This window comes from Teichococcus coralli (assembly GCF_009829925.1).
GTDB lineage: Bacteria > Pseudomonadota > Alphaproteobacteria > Acetobacterales > Acetobacteraceae > Pseudoroseomonas > Pseudoroseomonas coralli.
This window is the reverse complement of record NZ_SNVJ01000004.1, coordinates 64,769-77,990: the sequence shown is the minus strand read 5'-3', so window position 1 is coordinate 77,990 and position 13,222 is coordinate 64,769. Positions and strand designations below refer to the sequence as shown.

Genomic DNA, 13,222 nt, shown 5'->3' with positions numbered 1-13,222 from the left:
GAACCGCATGCCCTCCCCCGCGCCCCTGCCGCCCTCCCTTTATGCCGAGACCGCCGCGCCCGGCTTCCCCGCGCCGCCGCTGGAGGGCGAGCACCGGGTGCCGGTGGCCATCGTGGGCGGCGGCTTCACCGGCCTTTCCACCGCGCTGCACCTCGCCGAGCAGGGCGTCGCGCCGACGCTGATCGAAGCTTCGGAACCCGGCTGGGGTGCCTCCGGCCGCAATGGCGGGCAGGTCAATCCCGGCCTGAAATGGGACCCCGACCAGGTGCAGGCCGATTTCGGCCCCGAGCTGGGGGCGCGAATGATCGCCCTCTCCTACGGCGCGCCGGAGCTTGTCTTTGACATCATCCGGCGCCACCAGATCACCTGCGACGCGCGCCAGCAGGGCACGCTGCGCGCCGCCATCACGCCGGCCAACGCCAGTGCCGTCCAAGCCACGGCGGCGCAGTGCATCCGGCGCGGCATGCCGGTGGAGTATCTCGACCGCGCCGCCGTCGCCGCCCTGACCGGCACCGACCGCTATGCCGGCGCGATGCTCGACCGCCGTGGCGGCGACCTCAACCCGCTCTCCTACGCGCGCGGCCTCGCGCGGGCGGCGGCGCAGCGCGGCGCGCGCATCCATGGCGCAACGCCGGCCCTCTCCCTCGCCCGCGAAGGCGCCCTGTGGCGCATCGCCACCCCGCAGGGCAGCCTGCTGGCGGAGCAGGTGGTGCTGGCCACCAACGGCTATACCGGCGACCTCTGGCCCGGGCTGCGCCGCAGCCTGGCGCCGGTGTTCAGCTCGATCGCCGCCACCGCGCCGCTGCCGGACGCCGTGGCGCGGAGCATCCTGCCGCTGCGCGGTTCGGTCTACGAGAGCGGCAACATCACCGTCTATTACCGGCTCGACCAGGCGAACCGCCTGCTGATGGGCGGGCGCGGCCCGCAGCGCCCGATGCAGGACACCGGCCCCGTCCAGTACCTGCTGCGCTACGCCGAGCGCCTGTGGCCGGCGCTGAAGGGCGCCACCTGGACGCATGGCTGGAACGGCCAGCTCGCGATGACGCAGGACCACTATCCGCACCTGCACGAGCCGGCGCCGGGCCTGCTCGCGGCGCTGGGCTACAACGGGCGCGGCGTCGCCATGGCCACTGCCATGGGCGGCCAACTGGCGCGCCGCCTGCTCGGCACGCCGGCCGAGGCGCTCGACATGCCCCTGCGGCCGATCCGCCCCATTCCCTTCCACCGCTTCTGGCGGCTGGGCGTCGCGGCAACGGTGGCGAAGGGGCGGGTCAAGGACCGGCTCGGGCTGTCCTGACGTCGACAACCGGGGGAGAATGAATTCTCCCCCCGACGCCTTCTTCTTCTTTTCTGCCGGTTTCCAGCGCTGCCGGCACGCGCCCGCGCCGCGACGGAAACCGTCCCGGCGACGGCCCCCATGAGAGCGGCCAGAGAGGCGCCACCCGGGGCGAAACCGGAAACTGACAGAAGGAAGAAGGGGGTTCGGGGGACTTCGTTCCCCCGACCTTTCCTCAGTGCTGGACGGGCTTGCCGTCCTCCAGCCGCAGCAGGTGCAGCGGGCTGTTGTCGCGCAGCTCCTCCGGCAGCAGCTCCGCCGGGAAGTCCTGGTAGCAGACCGGGCGCAGGAAGCGCCGGATGGCCAGCGTGCCGACCGAGGTGCTGCGCCCATCCGCGGTGGAGGGATAGGGCCCGCCATGCACCATGGCGTGGCTGACCTCGACACCCGTCGGGTAGCCGTTCACCAGGATGCGGCCGACGCGGCGCTCCAGCACCGGCAGCAGCGCGCGGGCCTCCTCCACGTCCTCCTTCTCCATCTGCAGGGTGGCGGTGAGCTGGCCTTCCAGCTTCTCCGCCACGTCCCGCATGGTGCCGGTGTCCTGGCAGCGGATGATGAGGGAGGCGGCGCCGAAGACCTCCTCCTCCAGGCCGGGGTCGGCGGCGAAGCTGGCGGCGTCGGTCATGAACAGCGCCGCCTGGCCCTGGGTCGGGCCGTTGTGCAGCAGGCCCTCGGCCACCTTCTGCACCTTCGGCGCGTTGGAGAGGCGCTCGACGCCCTCCTGGTAGGCCTTCAGGATGCCCGGCGTCAGCATGGTGGCGGCCGGGGCGGCGCCCAGCGCCTCGGCGGCGGCGGCGACGAAGCGGTCGAGCTCCGGCCCCTCCACCGCCAGCACCAGGCCGGGATTGGTGCAGAACTGGCCGGCCCCCATTGTCAGCGAGCCGACAAAGGCCTTGCCGATCGCCTCCGCCCGCGCCTTCATGGCGGCCGGCAGCAGGAAGACCGGGTTGATGCTGCTCATCTCGGCATAGACCGGGATCGGCTCGGGGCGGGCGGCGGCGGTCTTCATCAGCGCCACGCCGCCGGCGCGCGATCCGGTGAAGCCCACCGCCTTGATGCGCGGATCGGCGACCAGCCCCTGCCCGACCACGCTGCCGGCGCCGAACAGCATGGAGAAGACGCCCTCCGGCAGCTCGCATTTCCGCACCGCCGCCTGCACCGCTCGGCCGGCCAGCTCGGACGTGCCGGGATGCGCCGAATGCGCCTTCACCACCACCGGGCAGCCCGCGGCCAGCGCCGAGGCGGTGTCGCCGCCCGCCACCGAGAAGGCCAGCGGAAAGTTGCTGGCGCCGAACACCGCGACAGGACCGAGCGGGATCTGGCGCTGGCGCAGGTCGGGGCGCGGCAGCGGCTTGCGGTCGGGCAGGGCGGGGTCGATGCGGGCGTCCAGCCACAGCCCATCCCGCACCACCTGGGCGAAGAGGCGAAGCTGGCCGACCGTGCGCGCCCGCTCGCCCTCGATGCGGCCGCGCGGCAGGCCGCTCTCGGCCACCGCGCGTTCGACCAGTTCGTCGCCAAGCTCCATCAGCTCCTGCGCGACGGTTTCCAGGAAGCTGGCACGCTGCTCCAGGGTGGTGGCGCGGTAGGTGTCGAAGGCCGCCCAGGCCAGGGCGCAGGCGCGCTCCACCTCGGCCGCGGTGCCGCCGCCATAGGCTGGCTCCATCGCCTCGCCGGTGGAGGGATTGATGGCGCGGACCGGGCGCTCCGTCCCGCGCAGGCGCGTGGCGCCGATCAGCATCTCGCCGGTGAGGGCCATGCGGTGGTTCCTTGTGGCTCGGGCGGCGGGCCATCTCCTGCCACGCCGCACTTGTCTGACGTCATAGGACAGGCTTTCGGCAGAGCGGGCAAGAGCGGCCAGCGGGAATGCGCTGCCTCCTGTTCCGGGCATTCCGGCCAGGCCTGCCGGCCGGGAAGAGGGCAAAGCCTCGGGCATATCGCCCCGGCGCTCAACCGGCGCGGCGGGCCGTGGCGGAGAAGCGGCGACACATGCCAGTGAGGGCGGCGGCGAAAACAAGAAGCCGGCCCTCTCCATCGGGAGAAGGCCGGCATGTCAGCGCGGAGCGGGGCGCCGCGAAATCGCGGCGGGCGGCGGACGGGCGGTCAAGCGACGGGCGGTCAGGCGACGGCCATCGCCAGGCCGCCGCTTGCACCGAGGCCGGGATGTGCCCGCGGGGTGCGCGGGGCCGCGGCCTGGTAGCGCAGCCGTGCCGCTTCAAGGGCGGCGGGGGTCGGCTCCTCCAGCACATAGCCTCGCCCCCAGATGGTGCGCACGATCTCGGCGGAGCCGGCGGCCGCCAGCTTGCGGCGCAGCTTGCAGACGAACACGTCGAGGATGCGCTGGTCCGGCCCATCCTCGGCACCGTAGGAGCGGGCCATGAAGTGCTCCTTGGTGAGCAGCGTGCCGCGCCGCAGCATGAGCATTTCCAGCACGTCGAACTCGCGGCAGGTGATCCGGACCGGGCGATCATCCACCGCCACGGTGCGGCGGGTGTGGTCCAGCACGACGTTGCCGCAGCGAAGCTGTGCGCTGGCATGCCCGCAGCCGCGCCGCAGCACCGCCTGCATCCGGGCATGCAGCAGCGCCAGCGGCACGGCGCGGCGCAGCACGTCGTCCGCGCCGAATTCCAGCGCCGCCACCTCCTCGTCATGCGTCGGGGCCGTTCCGAGAACGAGAACGGGCGCCTGCACCCCGCGGCGGCGGATGTCCCGCAGGATCGCCAGCGCCTGCAGGCGGATCTCGTCCACCTCCAGCAGGATGACGTCATAGGGCCCGCTGTGCTGGGCGATCGCGGCCGTCTCCGCGAACGGGAGGGCGAGGTCGCAGCCATATCCTTTTTGGATCAGGCTGTCCCGCAACCGCGACTTATCCTCAAAGATGCTGGCGAGGAGAATGTACATGGCCCGTCCTTGCGATTTTCGCTGGCGGTGAAGGTCAGAGCCTCCTGGCTCCAACAAGCAGAGGTTAACTCACGAATCCGTGATAAACAAGATAATCTAGCTGGGGTTGAACACTCGCAAGGGATTTTTCGTAGCAATCCCCTGCTTTTCCCGGTGTTGTCTTGAAGGCAGCGCAGAAGGTCGCCCGGTGGCTATAGTATCTTTCGAAACGGCAATTCCTGGAATTTTAGACGGACGTCGAAAAGATGGGATCGTTTCAACAGCAGACCATCAGCGTCGGGACGTGCGGCTGACGAACCCCCTTTCCGCATCAGGACTCCTGGACGCTGCCGGCCGGAACCAGAGCCGCGAAGCTTCCTTCTCGCCTCGAGAAGAACCACCTTCTCGCCATGCCAGCGCCGGGTTCCCGCAAGCCGCCAGAGAAGGTCCCCTCCGCCGGGCTTTGGAGGGCTGGCGGATCTGAGCCGCTTCGACAGCGGAGGATTACTCCGGCCCACGAGTCAAAGTCTCAGAACAAGGCGCGTTTGCTGAATTTCCGCGCCAAGGAATTGAAAGTCTCATTCTCCGCAGCCCGCCCAACTCTGTGAACAGCACGGCGCGTTCGTTTCAGGAGGAGAGATTCACGCGCCGCTTTCCGGCCCGCCCAGGTGTGTTGTCATGGCAACACCACGCGCGCACGACGCCCGCGGTTCCGGGTTGACGAAGCGGGGACGACGAAGGCGGGGCGAGCGCGATCCTTCGCCCGCCCGGGCGGCACCGGGTTCGTGGCTTCCCGGCACCCCTCTCCTCAGGCCGGGCCGATGGCCGGCGCGGCCGGCACCTCCCAGGTCATGGCGGGATCCAGCGGCCAGATCGGGCGTGGCACCTGGCGGAAGGGCACGCGTGTCAGCACCGGCGTCACCAGCCCCGGCCCATCCACCTCCAGGATCTGCGAATCCGCGAAGAGATCGTTGAAGCCGGCCCGGAAATGCCCGCGCGACTTCACCACCAGCCCACGCAGGCGGCGCAGGTCGATGCCGAGATGCTCCAGCATCGCCGGATCGTGGCACTGGTGGCGGATCGAGACAAAGACAACGTCGATCCGCCCCTCCAGCCGCAGCCAGGCGGTGGGGCCGAGGGCGTAGGGGCGGCCGGCGATGGTGCCGCGCCGGCCGGTGATGTGGCCGTCGCTCAGGGCCATCACCTCCGCCCCGGCTTCCAGGCGCCGGCTGTCCGCCTGCGTCTCGGCGCGGTTCAGCACGGCGCGGAAACGGGCGCCCTGCCCCCGCGCATGCGCCTCCACCGCCAGCTCCGGGTCGTAATGGATGGCGAAGGCGGTCTCGGTGACGCCGGCCTCCAGAAAGGCGCGCAGGAGGTCGGTGGTGTTGCCGCGCGCGCCGCCGCCGGGATTGTCGGCCACGTCGGCGAAGAGCAGGGCCGGCAGGGCGGGGTCGTCGCAAGCGGCCCTGAGGCGCTGCGCCGCCTCCTGGATCGGCGTCAGCCGCGCGGCCAGTTCCTCGCGCCGCGACCAGAGCAGGGCCGCGAGTTCGCGCGCCACCGCATCGGCGGCCGCCTGATCGCCCCGCGCGGTGACGATCACGCTCATGCCGTTCTTGGGCGAATCGCCGAGGCTGAAATTGGCCAGCACGGAGACGTTCAGGATGCTGCCCCGGCACAGCTCCTGCCCGCGCGCGATGGCCGCGCCATAGGGGCCGCGGTCCGACAGCAGCGAGACGGACGGCGGCAGCAGCGGCAGCTTGATGAAGGCCTTCGCCGTCCTCACCCCGTCCAGCAGTTCCAGCATCGCCCGCCCCGCCTCCTGGCCGCGCTCGCGCATGTCCACATGCGGGTTGGTCAGGAAGGCGATCAGCAGGTCCGTGTTGCGCACCATGGCGGGGCTGACATTGGCGTGCAGGTCCAGCGTGGAGACGACCGGCACCTCCGGGCCGACGATGCCGCGCACCATGGCGTAGAGGGCGCCCTCCGGGTCCGGCTCGGCCGTGGCGGAGGCGGCGCCGTGCGCCTCGACAAAGACGCCGTCCAGCGGCATTGCCGCCTTCAGCCCCTCCGCCAAGCGGGCGAGGTAGCGCTTGAAGAAGCCCTGCTCGGCCGGGCCGCTGGCGCCGGCCGAGGTGATGGCGAGCGGCACCGGCCGCCAGGGGCCGGCGGCATCCAGCACCTCCACGAAGCCCTTGATGCCGCCGGGATCGCGCGATCGGGCGGCGCGCGCGTCGTCGAGCAGTTCCTGCCCTTCGAGCCAGAGCTTCTGCCGGAACTCGGCTTCCTCGGCGGCCGGCGCGAAGCCGTTCGCCTCCAGCATGAAGCCGAGCAGGGCGATGCGGGGATTGTTGCGCATGCGGGATTCGCTTCCGGATGGGGCAGTTCAGGGCGCCGCAGCCAGCAGGTGCCGCAGCAGGCGGCCGAAGCGGGCGTAGGAGACGGAGGGGCCGGGCTGGTCGGTATCAACACGGTGGACCACCACGGCCTGCAGGGCGGGCAGCACCAGCAGCACATGGCCGCGCGTGCCGAGCGCGGCATAGCTGCCCTCCGGCACCACGACGTTGGGAAACATCACCCCCTGCCGCGCGACCCACCACATGTAGCCATAGGCGCCGTGGTGCCCGGCCTCGGAAACCGGCAGCACGCTCATCCGCATCCAGTTCTCCGGCACCACCTGCCGGCCATCGGCGCGGCCGCCGTCGAGGAAGAGCTGGCCGAAGCGGGCGAGATCGCGCGCCGTCAGGCGGAAGGGATAGGCGGGGTGGCGCGATTCGGGCAGCGGCACATAGGCGCCGTCCTGCTCCGGGCGGAAGTCCTCCATGCCGCAGGGCGCGGCGATGCGCGCCGCGAAGTCCCGGAAGATGTCGGCGCCCGTGCACTGCCGGAAGATCGTGCCCAGGGCGTTGAAGTCCCAGTTGTTGTAGCACCAGGCCGTGCCCGGCCCGGCGCTGTGCCGCGCCGGCTTGATGGAAAGCATCCAGGGCGATTCATAGCCGCTCGGGTGGTAGATCCCGGAGCGGGCGCAGAGCAGGTCGAGCACCGTGGCCAGCTTCTCGCGCGGCGTCAGGCCGAGCTGGTCGTCGATGCCGAGATCCTCCAGGCTGGCCTCCAGGTCGATCCGCCCTGCTTCCGCGTGGATGCCGATCAGGGCCGAGAGCAGGCTCTTGCGGATGGAATGGGCGTTGAACCGCGCGGCGACCCGGCCGGCGGACAGCAGCACGCGGCCGCGCACCACCACCATCAGGGCGGCGGTGTCCGTGTTCGCCGCATCCTCCAGCGCCGCCCGCAGGCCGGCCGCGGACCAGCCGGCATCCTCCGGGCTGTTCCAGCGCGGCCAGGCGCCGAGCTCGGCCTCCGCCGCATCTCCATCGCCGAGAGCTCTCTGCACGGGATTTGTTCCTTTTGACCGTTTTACAGGCGCCCTGACCGATGCAAGGATGGCGCCAGGGAAAACAGACGGGAAAAGTCTGGCACATGGTTTGCTGGCCGGACGGCCAAGCGCAAGCGCTTATGCCATGCGAGGGAAACTCAGAATGACCGAACACCATCCCGGCCGCGCCGCCATCCGGCGCCCTTGGCAGCGCCTCGCCCTGAGCCTGCTGGCCGGCACCGGCCTGGCGGCGCTGACCGGCGGTGCGCAGGCCGCGACCCCCGGCAACGCCATGGTGATGGCCTGGAACATCGATGCCATCAGCACCTTCGACCCGGCGCAGATCGGCGAGGTGGTGACCAGCGAGCTGATGCAGAACACCTGCGATTCGCTGGTGGCCTTCAACCCGAAGGACGAATCAAAGCTCGTCCCCGCCCTGGCCGAGCGCTGGGAGGTTTCGCCCGACAGGCAGCAGATCACCTTCCACCTGCGCGACAACCTGGTCTTCCCTTCCGGCAACAAGGCGACGGCGAAGGACCTCGCCTGGTCCATGCAGCGCGTGGTGAAGCTCGGCTTCGGCAACTCCGCGACGCTGACCGAATACGGCTTCACCAAGGACAGCGCGGCCGAGCGCATCGTCGCGCCGGACGACCGTACGCTGGTGATGAAGCTGGACAAGCCCTATCCGGTGAACCTCGTGCTGCAGGCGGTCGCCGCCAACCGCGTCGCCACCCTGCTCGACCGCGAGACGGTGATGAAGCACGAGGTGAACGGCGACCTCGGCAACAAGTACCTCGCGACGCACACCGAATGCGTCGGCCCCTACCACCTGCGTCAGTGGAACGCCGGCGAGAGCGTGGTGCTGGAGGCCAACCCGAAGTACTGGGGCCCGGCGCCGAAGCTGAAGCGCGTCATCATCCGCCACGTCGCCGAGGCCGGCACGCAGCGCCTGCTGCTGGAGAAGGGCGATGTGGACATCGCGCGCGACCTGACGCCGGAGGACATGCAGGCCATCGAGAAGATGCCCGGCATCACCCTCTCGCGCACGCTGAAGCCGCAGATCGTCTACTGGGGCTTCAACAACGCCAACCCGATCTTCGCCAAGGAGAAGGTGCGCCTCGCCATGCGCTACCTGATCGACTACGAGGGCCTGGGCAAGACGGTGATGGCCTATAACGGCGTGCCGCGCGCCAGCTTCGCGCAGCTCGGCGCCTTCGGCGCGCTGGATGAGAAGGAAGGCCAGCCCTTCAGGCTCGATCCCGCGAAGGCGAAGCAGCTTCTCGCCGAGGCCGGCTATCCCGACGGCTTCGAGGCGACGATGATCTTCGGCACCCTGCCCTATGCGGCGCCGATCGCGCAGCATATCCAGCAGAACGCCTCCAAGATCGGCGTGCGCATCAAGCTGGAGCAGATGGCCAACGCGCAGCTCTTCGCCCGCCACCGCGGCCGCGAGTTCGAGACGGCGATGCTGGCCTGGCAGACCAGCGTGCCGGACGCGCACGGCAACGCCTCGCGCCAGATCTACAACCCCGACAACCGCGCCGAGGCGAAGCTGACGCAGTACCCGTCCTGGCGCCATTCCTTCCAGGACGAGAAGGCCAACAAGATGGTCCAGGCCGCCCTGCTGGAGCAGGACGAGGAGAAGCGCGCGGAGATGTACCACGAGCTGCAGCGCGACATGATGCAGCGCGGCCCGACGGCGATCATGTTCCAGTCCATCATGCTCGCCGGCGTGCGCGACACGCTGAAGAACTGGACCTGGAACGGCTTCGGCGCCTACTACGACCTGGCCTCCAAGGAGTAAGGCTCCCATGGCTGAGGCGGCGGCGACACCCGCCCGGCGGAGCGGCGGCGGTGCCGCCGCCGCCCTGCCCTCCTGGTCCGGCACGGCGCTGCGGCTGGTCGTCTCGATCGCCGTCACGCTGTTCGGCCTGATGGCGCTGACCTTCCTGATCGGCCGGCTGCTGCCGCTCGATCCCGTCGCCGCCATCCTGGGCGACAACGCCACGCAGGAAGCCTATGAGGCGATGCGGGCGCAGCTCGGCCTGGACCAGCCGCTGTGGATCCAGTTCGGCCGCTATGTCGGCGACGTGCTGCGGCTCGACTTCGGCACCGCGCTGACCACCGGCAAGCCGGTGCTGGAGGACATCGCCCGCGTCTTCCCGGCGACCATCGAGCTGGCCACGGTGGGCATCCTCATCGGCACCGGCCTCGGCATCCCGCTGGGCGTGCTGGCCGCCGCCCATCGCGACACGCCGCTCGACTATTTCGTCCGGATCTTCGGCCTGCTCGGCTATTCCACGCCGAATTTCTGGCTCGGGCTGATGGGCCTGGTGCTGTTCTACGCCAATCTCGGCTGGGTCGGCGGTCCCGGGCGGATCGACACCGCCTACCAGTGGGACATCGAGCCGGTGACCGACCTTCTGCTGCTCGACACCGCCATGGCCGGGCAGTGGGAGATCTTCCGGAACGTCCTCAGCCACATCATCCTGCCCGCCTCCATCCTCGGCTTCGGCGCGCTGGCCTATATCAGCCGCATGACGCGCTCCTTCATGCTGGAGCAGCTCGCGCAGGAATACGTCATCGCCGCGCGGGTGAAGGGGCTCTCCTGGATGCGCACGGTCTGGGTGCACGCCTTCCGCAACGTGGTGGTGCAGGTCATCACCGTGGTGGCGCTGGCCTATGCCTTCCTGCTGGAGGGCGCGGTGCTGACCGAGACGGTCTTCGCCTGGCCGGGCTTCGGCCGTTATCTGACCAACGCCCTGCTGGCGGGCGACATGAACGCCGTGGTCGCCTGCACCTTGCTTGTCGGCATCATCTTCGTCGCGCTGAATCTGCTGGCCGACCTGCTCTACCGCCTGCTCGATCCGCGGACCCGCTGAACATGTCCGACGCCTCCCTCCCCACCTCCTCGCTCGGCGCCTGGCTGCGCGCGCCGGTGCCCGCCTCGCCCTTCCAGGCGCGGATGCAGGCGCTCTGGCTCGGCTGGCGCCGGCTGCGCAGCAACCCGCCGGCGCTGGCCGGCGCGGCGATCCTGCTGCTGCTGGTCGCCGTGGCCGTTTCCGCTCCCTTGCTGGCCACGCATGACATCTACGCCCAGGACCTGACGGCGCGGCTGCGGCCGCCCTCCGCCGCGCACTGGCTCGGCACCGACGACCTCGGGCGCGACATCTACAGCCGCCTCGTCTTCGGCTCCCGCATCACCCTCTACATCGCCTTCCTGGCGGCGCTGATCGCGGCGCCGCTGGGGCTCGTCATCGGCACCACCGCCGGCTATCTCGGCGGCTGGACCGACACCATCCTGATGCGGCTGGTGGACATCTTTCTCTCCTTTCCCAGCCTGATCCTGGCGCTGGCCTTCGTCGCCGCGCTCGGCCCGGGGATCGAGAACGCCATCATCGCCATCTCGCTCGCCGCCTGGCCGCCGATCGCGCGGCTGGCGCGGGCCGAGACGCTGACGGTGCGCAAGTCCGACTACATCGCCGCCGTGCGGCTGCAGGGCGCCTCCCGCCTGCGCATCATCCTGCACCATGTCGTGCCGATGTGCCTGCCCTCGGTCATCGTCCGCATCACGCTGAACATGGCGGGCATCATCCTCACCGCCGCGGGCCTCGGCTTCCTCGGCCTCGGCGCGCAGCCGCCCAGCCCGGAATGGGGCGCCATGCTCTCCACGGGGCGGCAGTTCGTCATGACGAGCTGGTGGATCGCCGCCATCCCCGGCTGCGCCATCCTGTTCACCAGCCTCGCCTTCAACCTGTTCGGCGACGGGCTGCGCGACATCCTGGACCCGCGCCATGGCTGACCCGGATACCTCCCCCCTGATCCGCGTGCGCGGCCTGCGCATCGCCTTTCCCTCCCCCAGCGGCCCCATCGAGGCGGTGCGCGGCGTATCCTTCGACGTCGGCCGCGAGAAGCTCGGCATCGTCGGCGAAAGCGGCTCCGGCAAGTCCATGACGGGCCGCGCGCTGCTGAAGCTCTCGCCCAAGGCGGCGCGCGTCACCGCCGAGCGGCTGGACTTCGCCGGCATCGACCTCCTGGCCGCCTCGGAGCGGCGGATGCGCGGCCTGCGCGGCGCCCGCATCTCAATGATCTTGCAGGACCCGAAATACTCGCTGAACCCGCTGATGCGCGTCGGCCACCAGATCGCCGAGACCTGCCGGCTGCACCAGCGCGCCGGCCGCGCCGAGGCCAACGCCAAGGCGATGGCCATGCTGGAGGCGGTGCATATCCGCGACCCCCGCCGCGTCTTTGACCTCTACCCGCACGAGGTTTCCGGCGGCATGGGCCAGCGCATCATGATCGCCATGATGCTGGTCACCGAGCCGGACCTCATCATCGCCGACGAGCCGACCTCGGCGCTGGACGTCACCATCCGCCGGCAGGTGCTCACCATCCTCGACGAGCTAGTGTCGCGGCGCGGCGTCGGCCTCATCTTCATCAGCCACGACCTCAACCTCGTCGCCGAGTTCTGCGACCGCGTGCTGGTGATGTATGCCGGGCGGATCGTCGAGGAGCTGCGCGCGGCGGACCTGCACAGCGCACGGCATCCCTATACCCAGGCCCTGCTGCGCAGCCTGCCGCGGCTCGACCAGCCCGTGGAGGAGCTGGCGGTGCCGACGCGCGACCCCGCCTGGCGGGATGGGCCGACCTATCGGCTGGAGGCGCTGGCATGAAAAAGCAAGATCGGAGGAAGGGATTCCCCCGAACCCCCTTCTTTTTTCCGTGTGTTCCTGGGGAATTCCCGCCCCCGGCCTCTTGGACCAGGGTTCACACGGCATGACGCTTCCCATCCCGCCGGCGCTGGAGGTCATCGACCTCAACATCACCTTCGGCCGCGGCGCCAAGGCGAATCACGCCGTGCAGCGCGTCGCCTTCCGCGTCGCGCCGGGCGAGGCCTATGGGCTGATCGGCGAGTCCGGTTCGGGCAAGTCCACCGTGCTCCGCGCCCTATCCGGCCTGAACACGGAGTACCGGGGCGCCATCCTGCTGCACGGGCAGGAACTGCCGGCGGTGCGGGACAAGGCGTTCTTCCGGCAGACGCAGATGGTCTTCCAGGATCCCTACGGCTCGCTGCACCCGCGCAAGATGGTCAACCAGGTGCTGCTGGAGCCCCTGGTCATCCATGGGCTCGACCGGCCGCAGCAGCGGGTGGACGAGGTGCTGCGGGCGGTGGGGCTCGGGCCCGCCTTCCGCTTCCGCTACCCGCACCAGCTCTCCGGCGGGCAGCGGCAACGCGTCGCCATCGCGCGCTGCCTGATCCTGGAGCCGAAGATCCTGCTGCTGGACGAGCCGACCAGCGCGCTCGACGTTTCCGTGCAGGCCGAGATCCTCAACCTCCTGCACCGGCTGCGCGCCGAGCGGGGCCTCACCTACGTGATGGTCAGCCACGACCTCGCGGTGGTGGCGCATCTCTGCGAGCGGCTGGCCATCATGAACGGCGGCCGCATCGTCGAGGAAATGACGGCCGCGGCGCTGCGCGCCGGGCAGGCGACGGATCCGTACAGCCGGGCCCTTCTCGCCGCCAGCATCGGGTACCGGCCTGCCGCCGAGCAGGACACCTTCGCGGAGGCTTAGAGCAGATCCCGATCAGATGGCACCGGCTGGTTGGGTGAAGATGCGCGTCAAAACAGAAGGCTGGA

10 protein-coding genes are annotated in these 13,222 nt (G+C 70.3%); 6 read left to right on the top strand and 4 right to left on the bottom strand.

The features are described from left to right. Positions 1–7: 7 nt before the first annotated feature. Complete coding sequence (locus tag E0493_RS05925) at positions 8–1,297, top strand: NAD(P)/FAD-dependent oxidoreductase (RefSeq protein ID WP_160936012.1); 1,290 nt, start codon at positions 8–10, stop codon at positions 1,295–1,297. A 214-nt stretch (positions 1,298–1,511) separates the two neighbouring features. On the opposite strand, the gene E0493_RS05920 is transcribed toward E0493_RS05925, so the two are convergent. The 4 genes from E0493_RS05920 to E0493_RS05905 form a co-directional block, all read right to left on the bottom strand. Then, the gene (locus E0493_RS05920; RefSeq protein ID WP_160936011.1) at positions 1,512–3,092 is read right to left on the bottom strand and encodes an aldehyde dehydrogenase (NADP(+)); all 1,581 of its coding nucleotides are present in this window, start codon (positions 3,090–3,092) and stop codon (positions 1,512–1,514) included. A 359-nt stretch (positions 3,093–3,451) separates the two neighbouring features. Then, positions 3,452–4,234 carry a winged helix-turn-helix domain-containing protein gene (locus tag E0493_RS05915; protein WP_160936010.1) on the bottom strand — a complete coding sequence of 261 codons (783 nt, stop codon included), beginning with the start codon at positions 4,232–4,234 and terminating at the stop codon, positions 3,452–3,454. A 787-nt stretch (positions 4,235–5,021) separates the two neighbouring features. After that, complete coding sequence (locus E0493_RS05910) at positions 5,022–6,569, bottom strand: M81 family metallopeptidase (protein ID WP_160936009.1); 1,548 nt, start codon at positions 6,567–6,569, stop codon at positions 5,022–5,024. Positions 6,570–6,596: 27 nt separating this feature from the next. Continuing rightward, positions 6,597–7,601, bottom strand: a complete 1,005-nt coding sequence (locus E0493_RS05905) for a serine hydrolase domain-containing protein (RefSeq protein WP_160936008.1) — start codon at positions 7,599–7,601, stop codon at positions 6,597–6,599. A 145-nt stretch (positions 7,602–7,746) separates the two neighbouring features. Here E0493_RS05905 and E0493_RS05900 point away from each other — a divergent pair, with 145 nt between their 5' ends. From E0493_RS05900 to E0493_RS05880, 5 genes are all read left to right on the top strand, one after another. After that, complete coding sequence (locus E0493_RS05900) at positions 7,747–9,387, top strand: ABC transporter substrate-binding protein (protein WP_160936007.1); 1,641 nt, start codon at positions 7,747–7,749, stop codon at positions 9,385–9,387. Positions 9,388–9,394: 7 nt separating this feature from the next. Further along, positions 9,395–10,465, top strand: coding sequence for an ABC transporter permease (locus E0493_RS05895; RefSeq protein WP_160936006.1), 1,071 nt, complete (start codon positions 9,395–9,397; stop codon positions 10,463–10,465). Between the two features lie 2 nt (positions 10,466–10,467). Then, positions 10,468–11,385 carry an ABC transporter permease gene (locus tag E0493_RS05890; protein WP_160936005.1) on the top strand — a complete coding sequence of 306 codons (918 nt, stop codon included), beginning with the start codon at positions 10,468–10,470 and terminating at the stop codon, positions 11,383–11,385. Further along, positions 11,378–12,256, top strand: a complete 879-nt coding sequence (locus E0493_RS05885; RefSeq protein ID WP_160936004.1) for an ABC transporter ATP-binding protein — start codon at positions 11,378–11,380, stop codon at positions 12,254–12,256. The genes E0493_RS05890 and E0493_RS05885 overlap by 8 nt, the downstream gene beginning before the upstream one ends. 103 nt (positions 12,257–12,359) lie before the next feature. Further along, on the top strand, positions 12,360–13,157 hold the full coding sequence (locus E0493_RS05880) for an ABC transporter ATP-binding protein (RefSeq protein WP_160936003.1): 798 nt from the start codon (positions 12,360–12,362) through the stop codon (positions 13,155–13,157). Positions 13,158–13,222 lie beyond the last annotated feature (65 nt).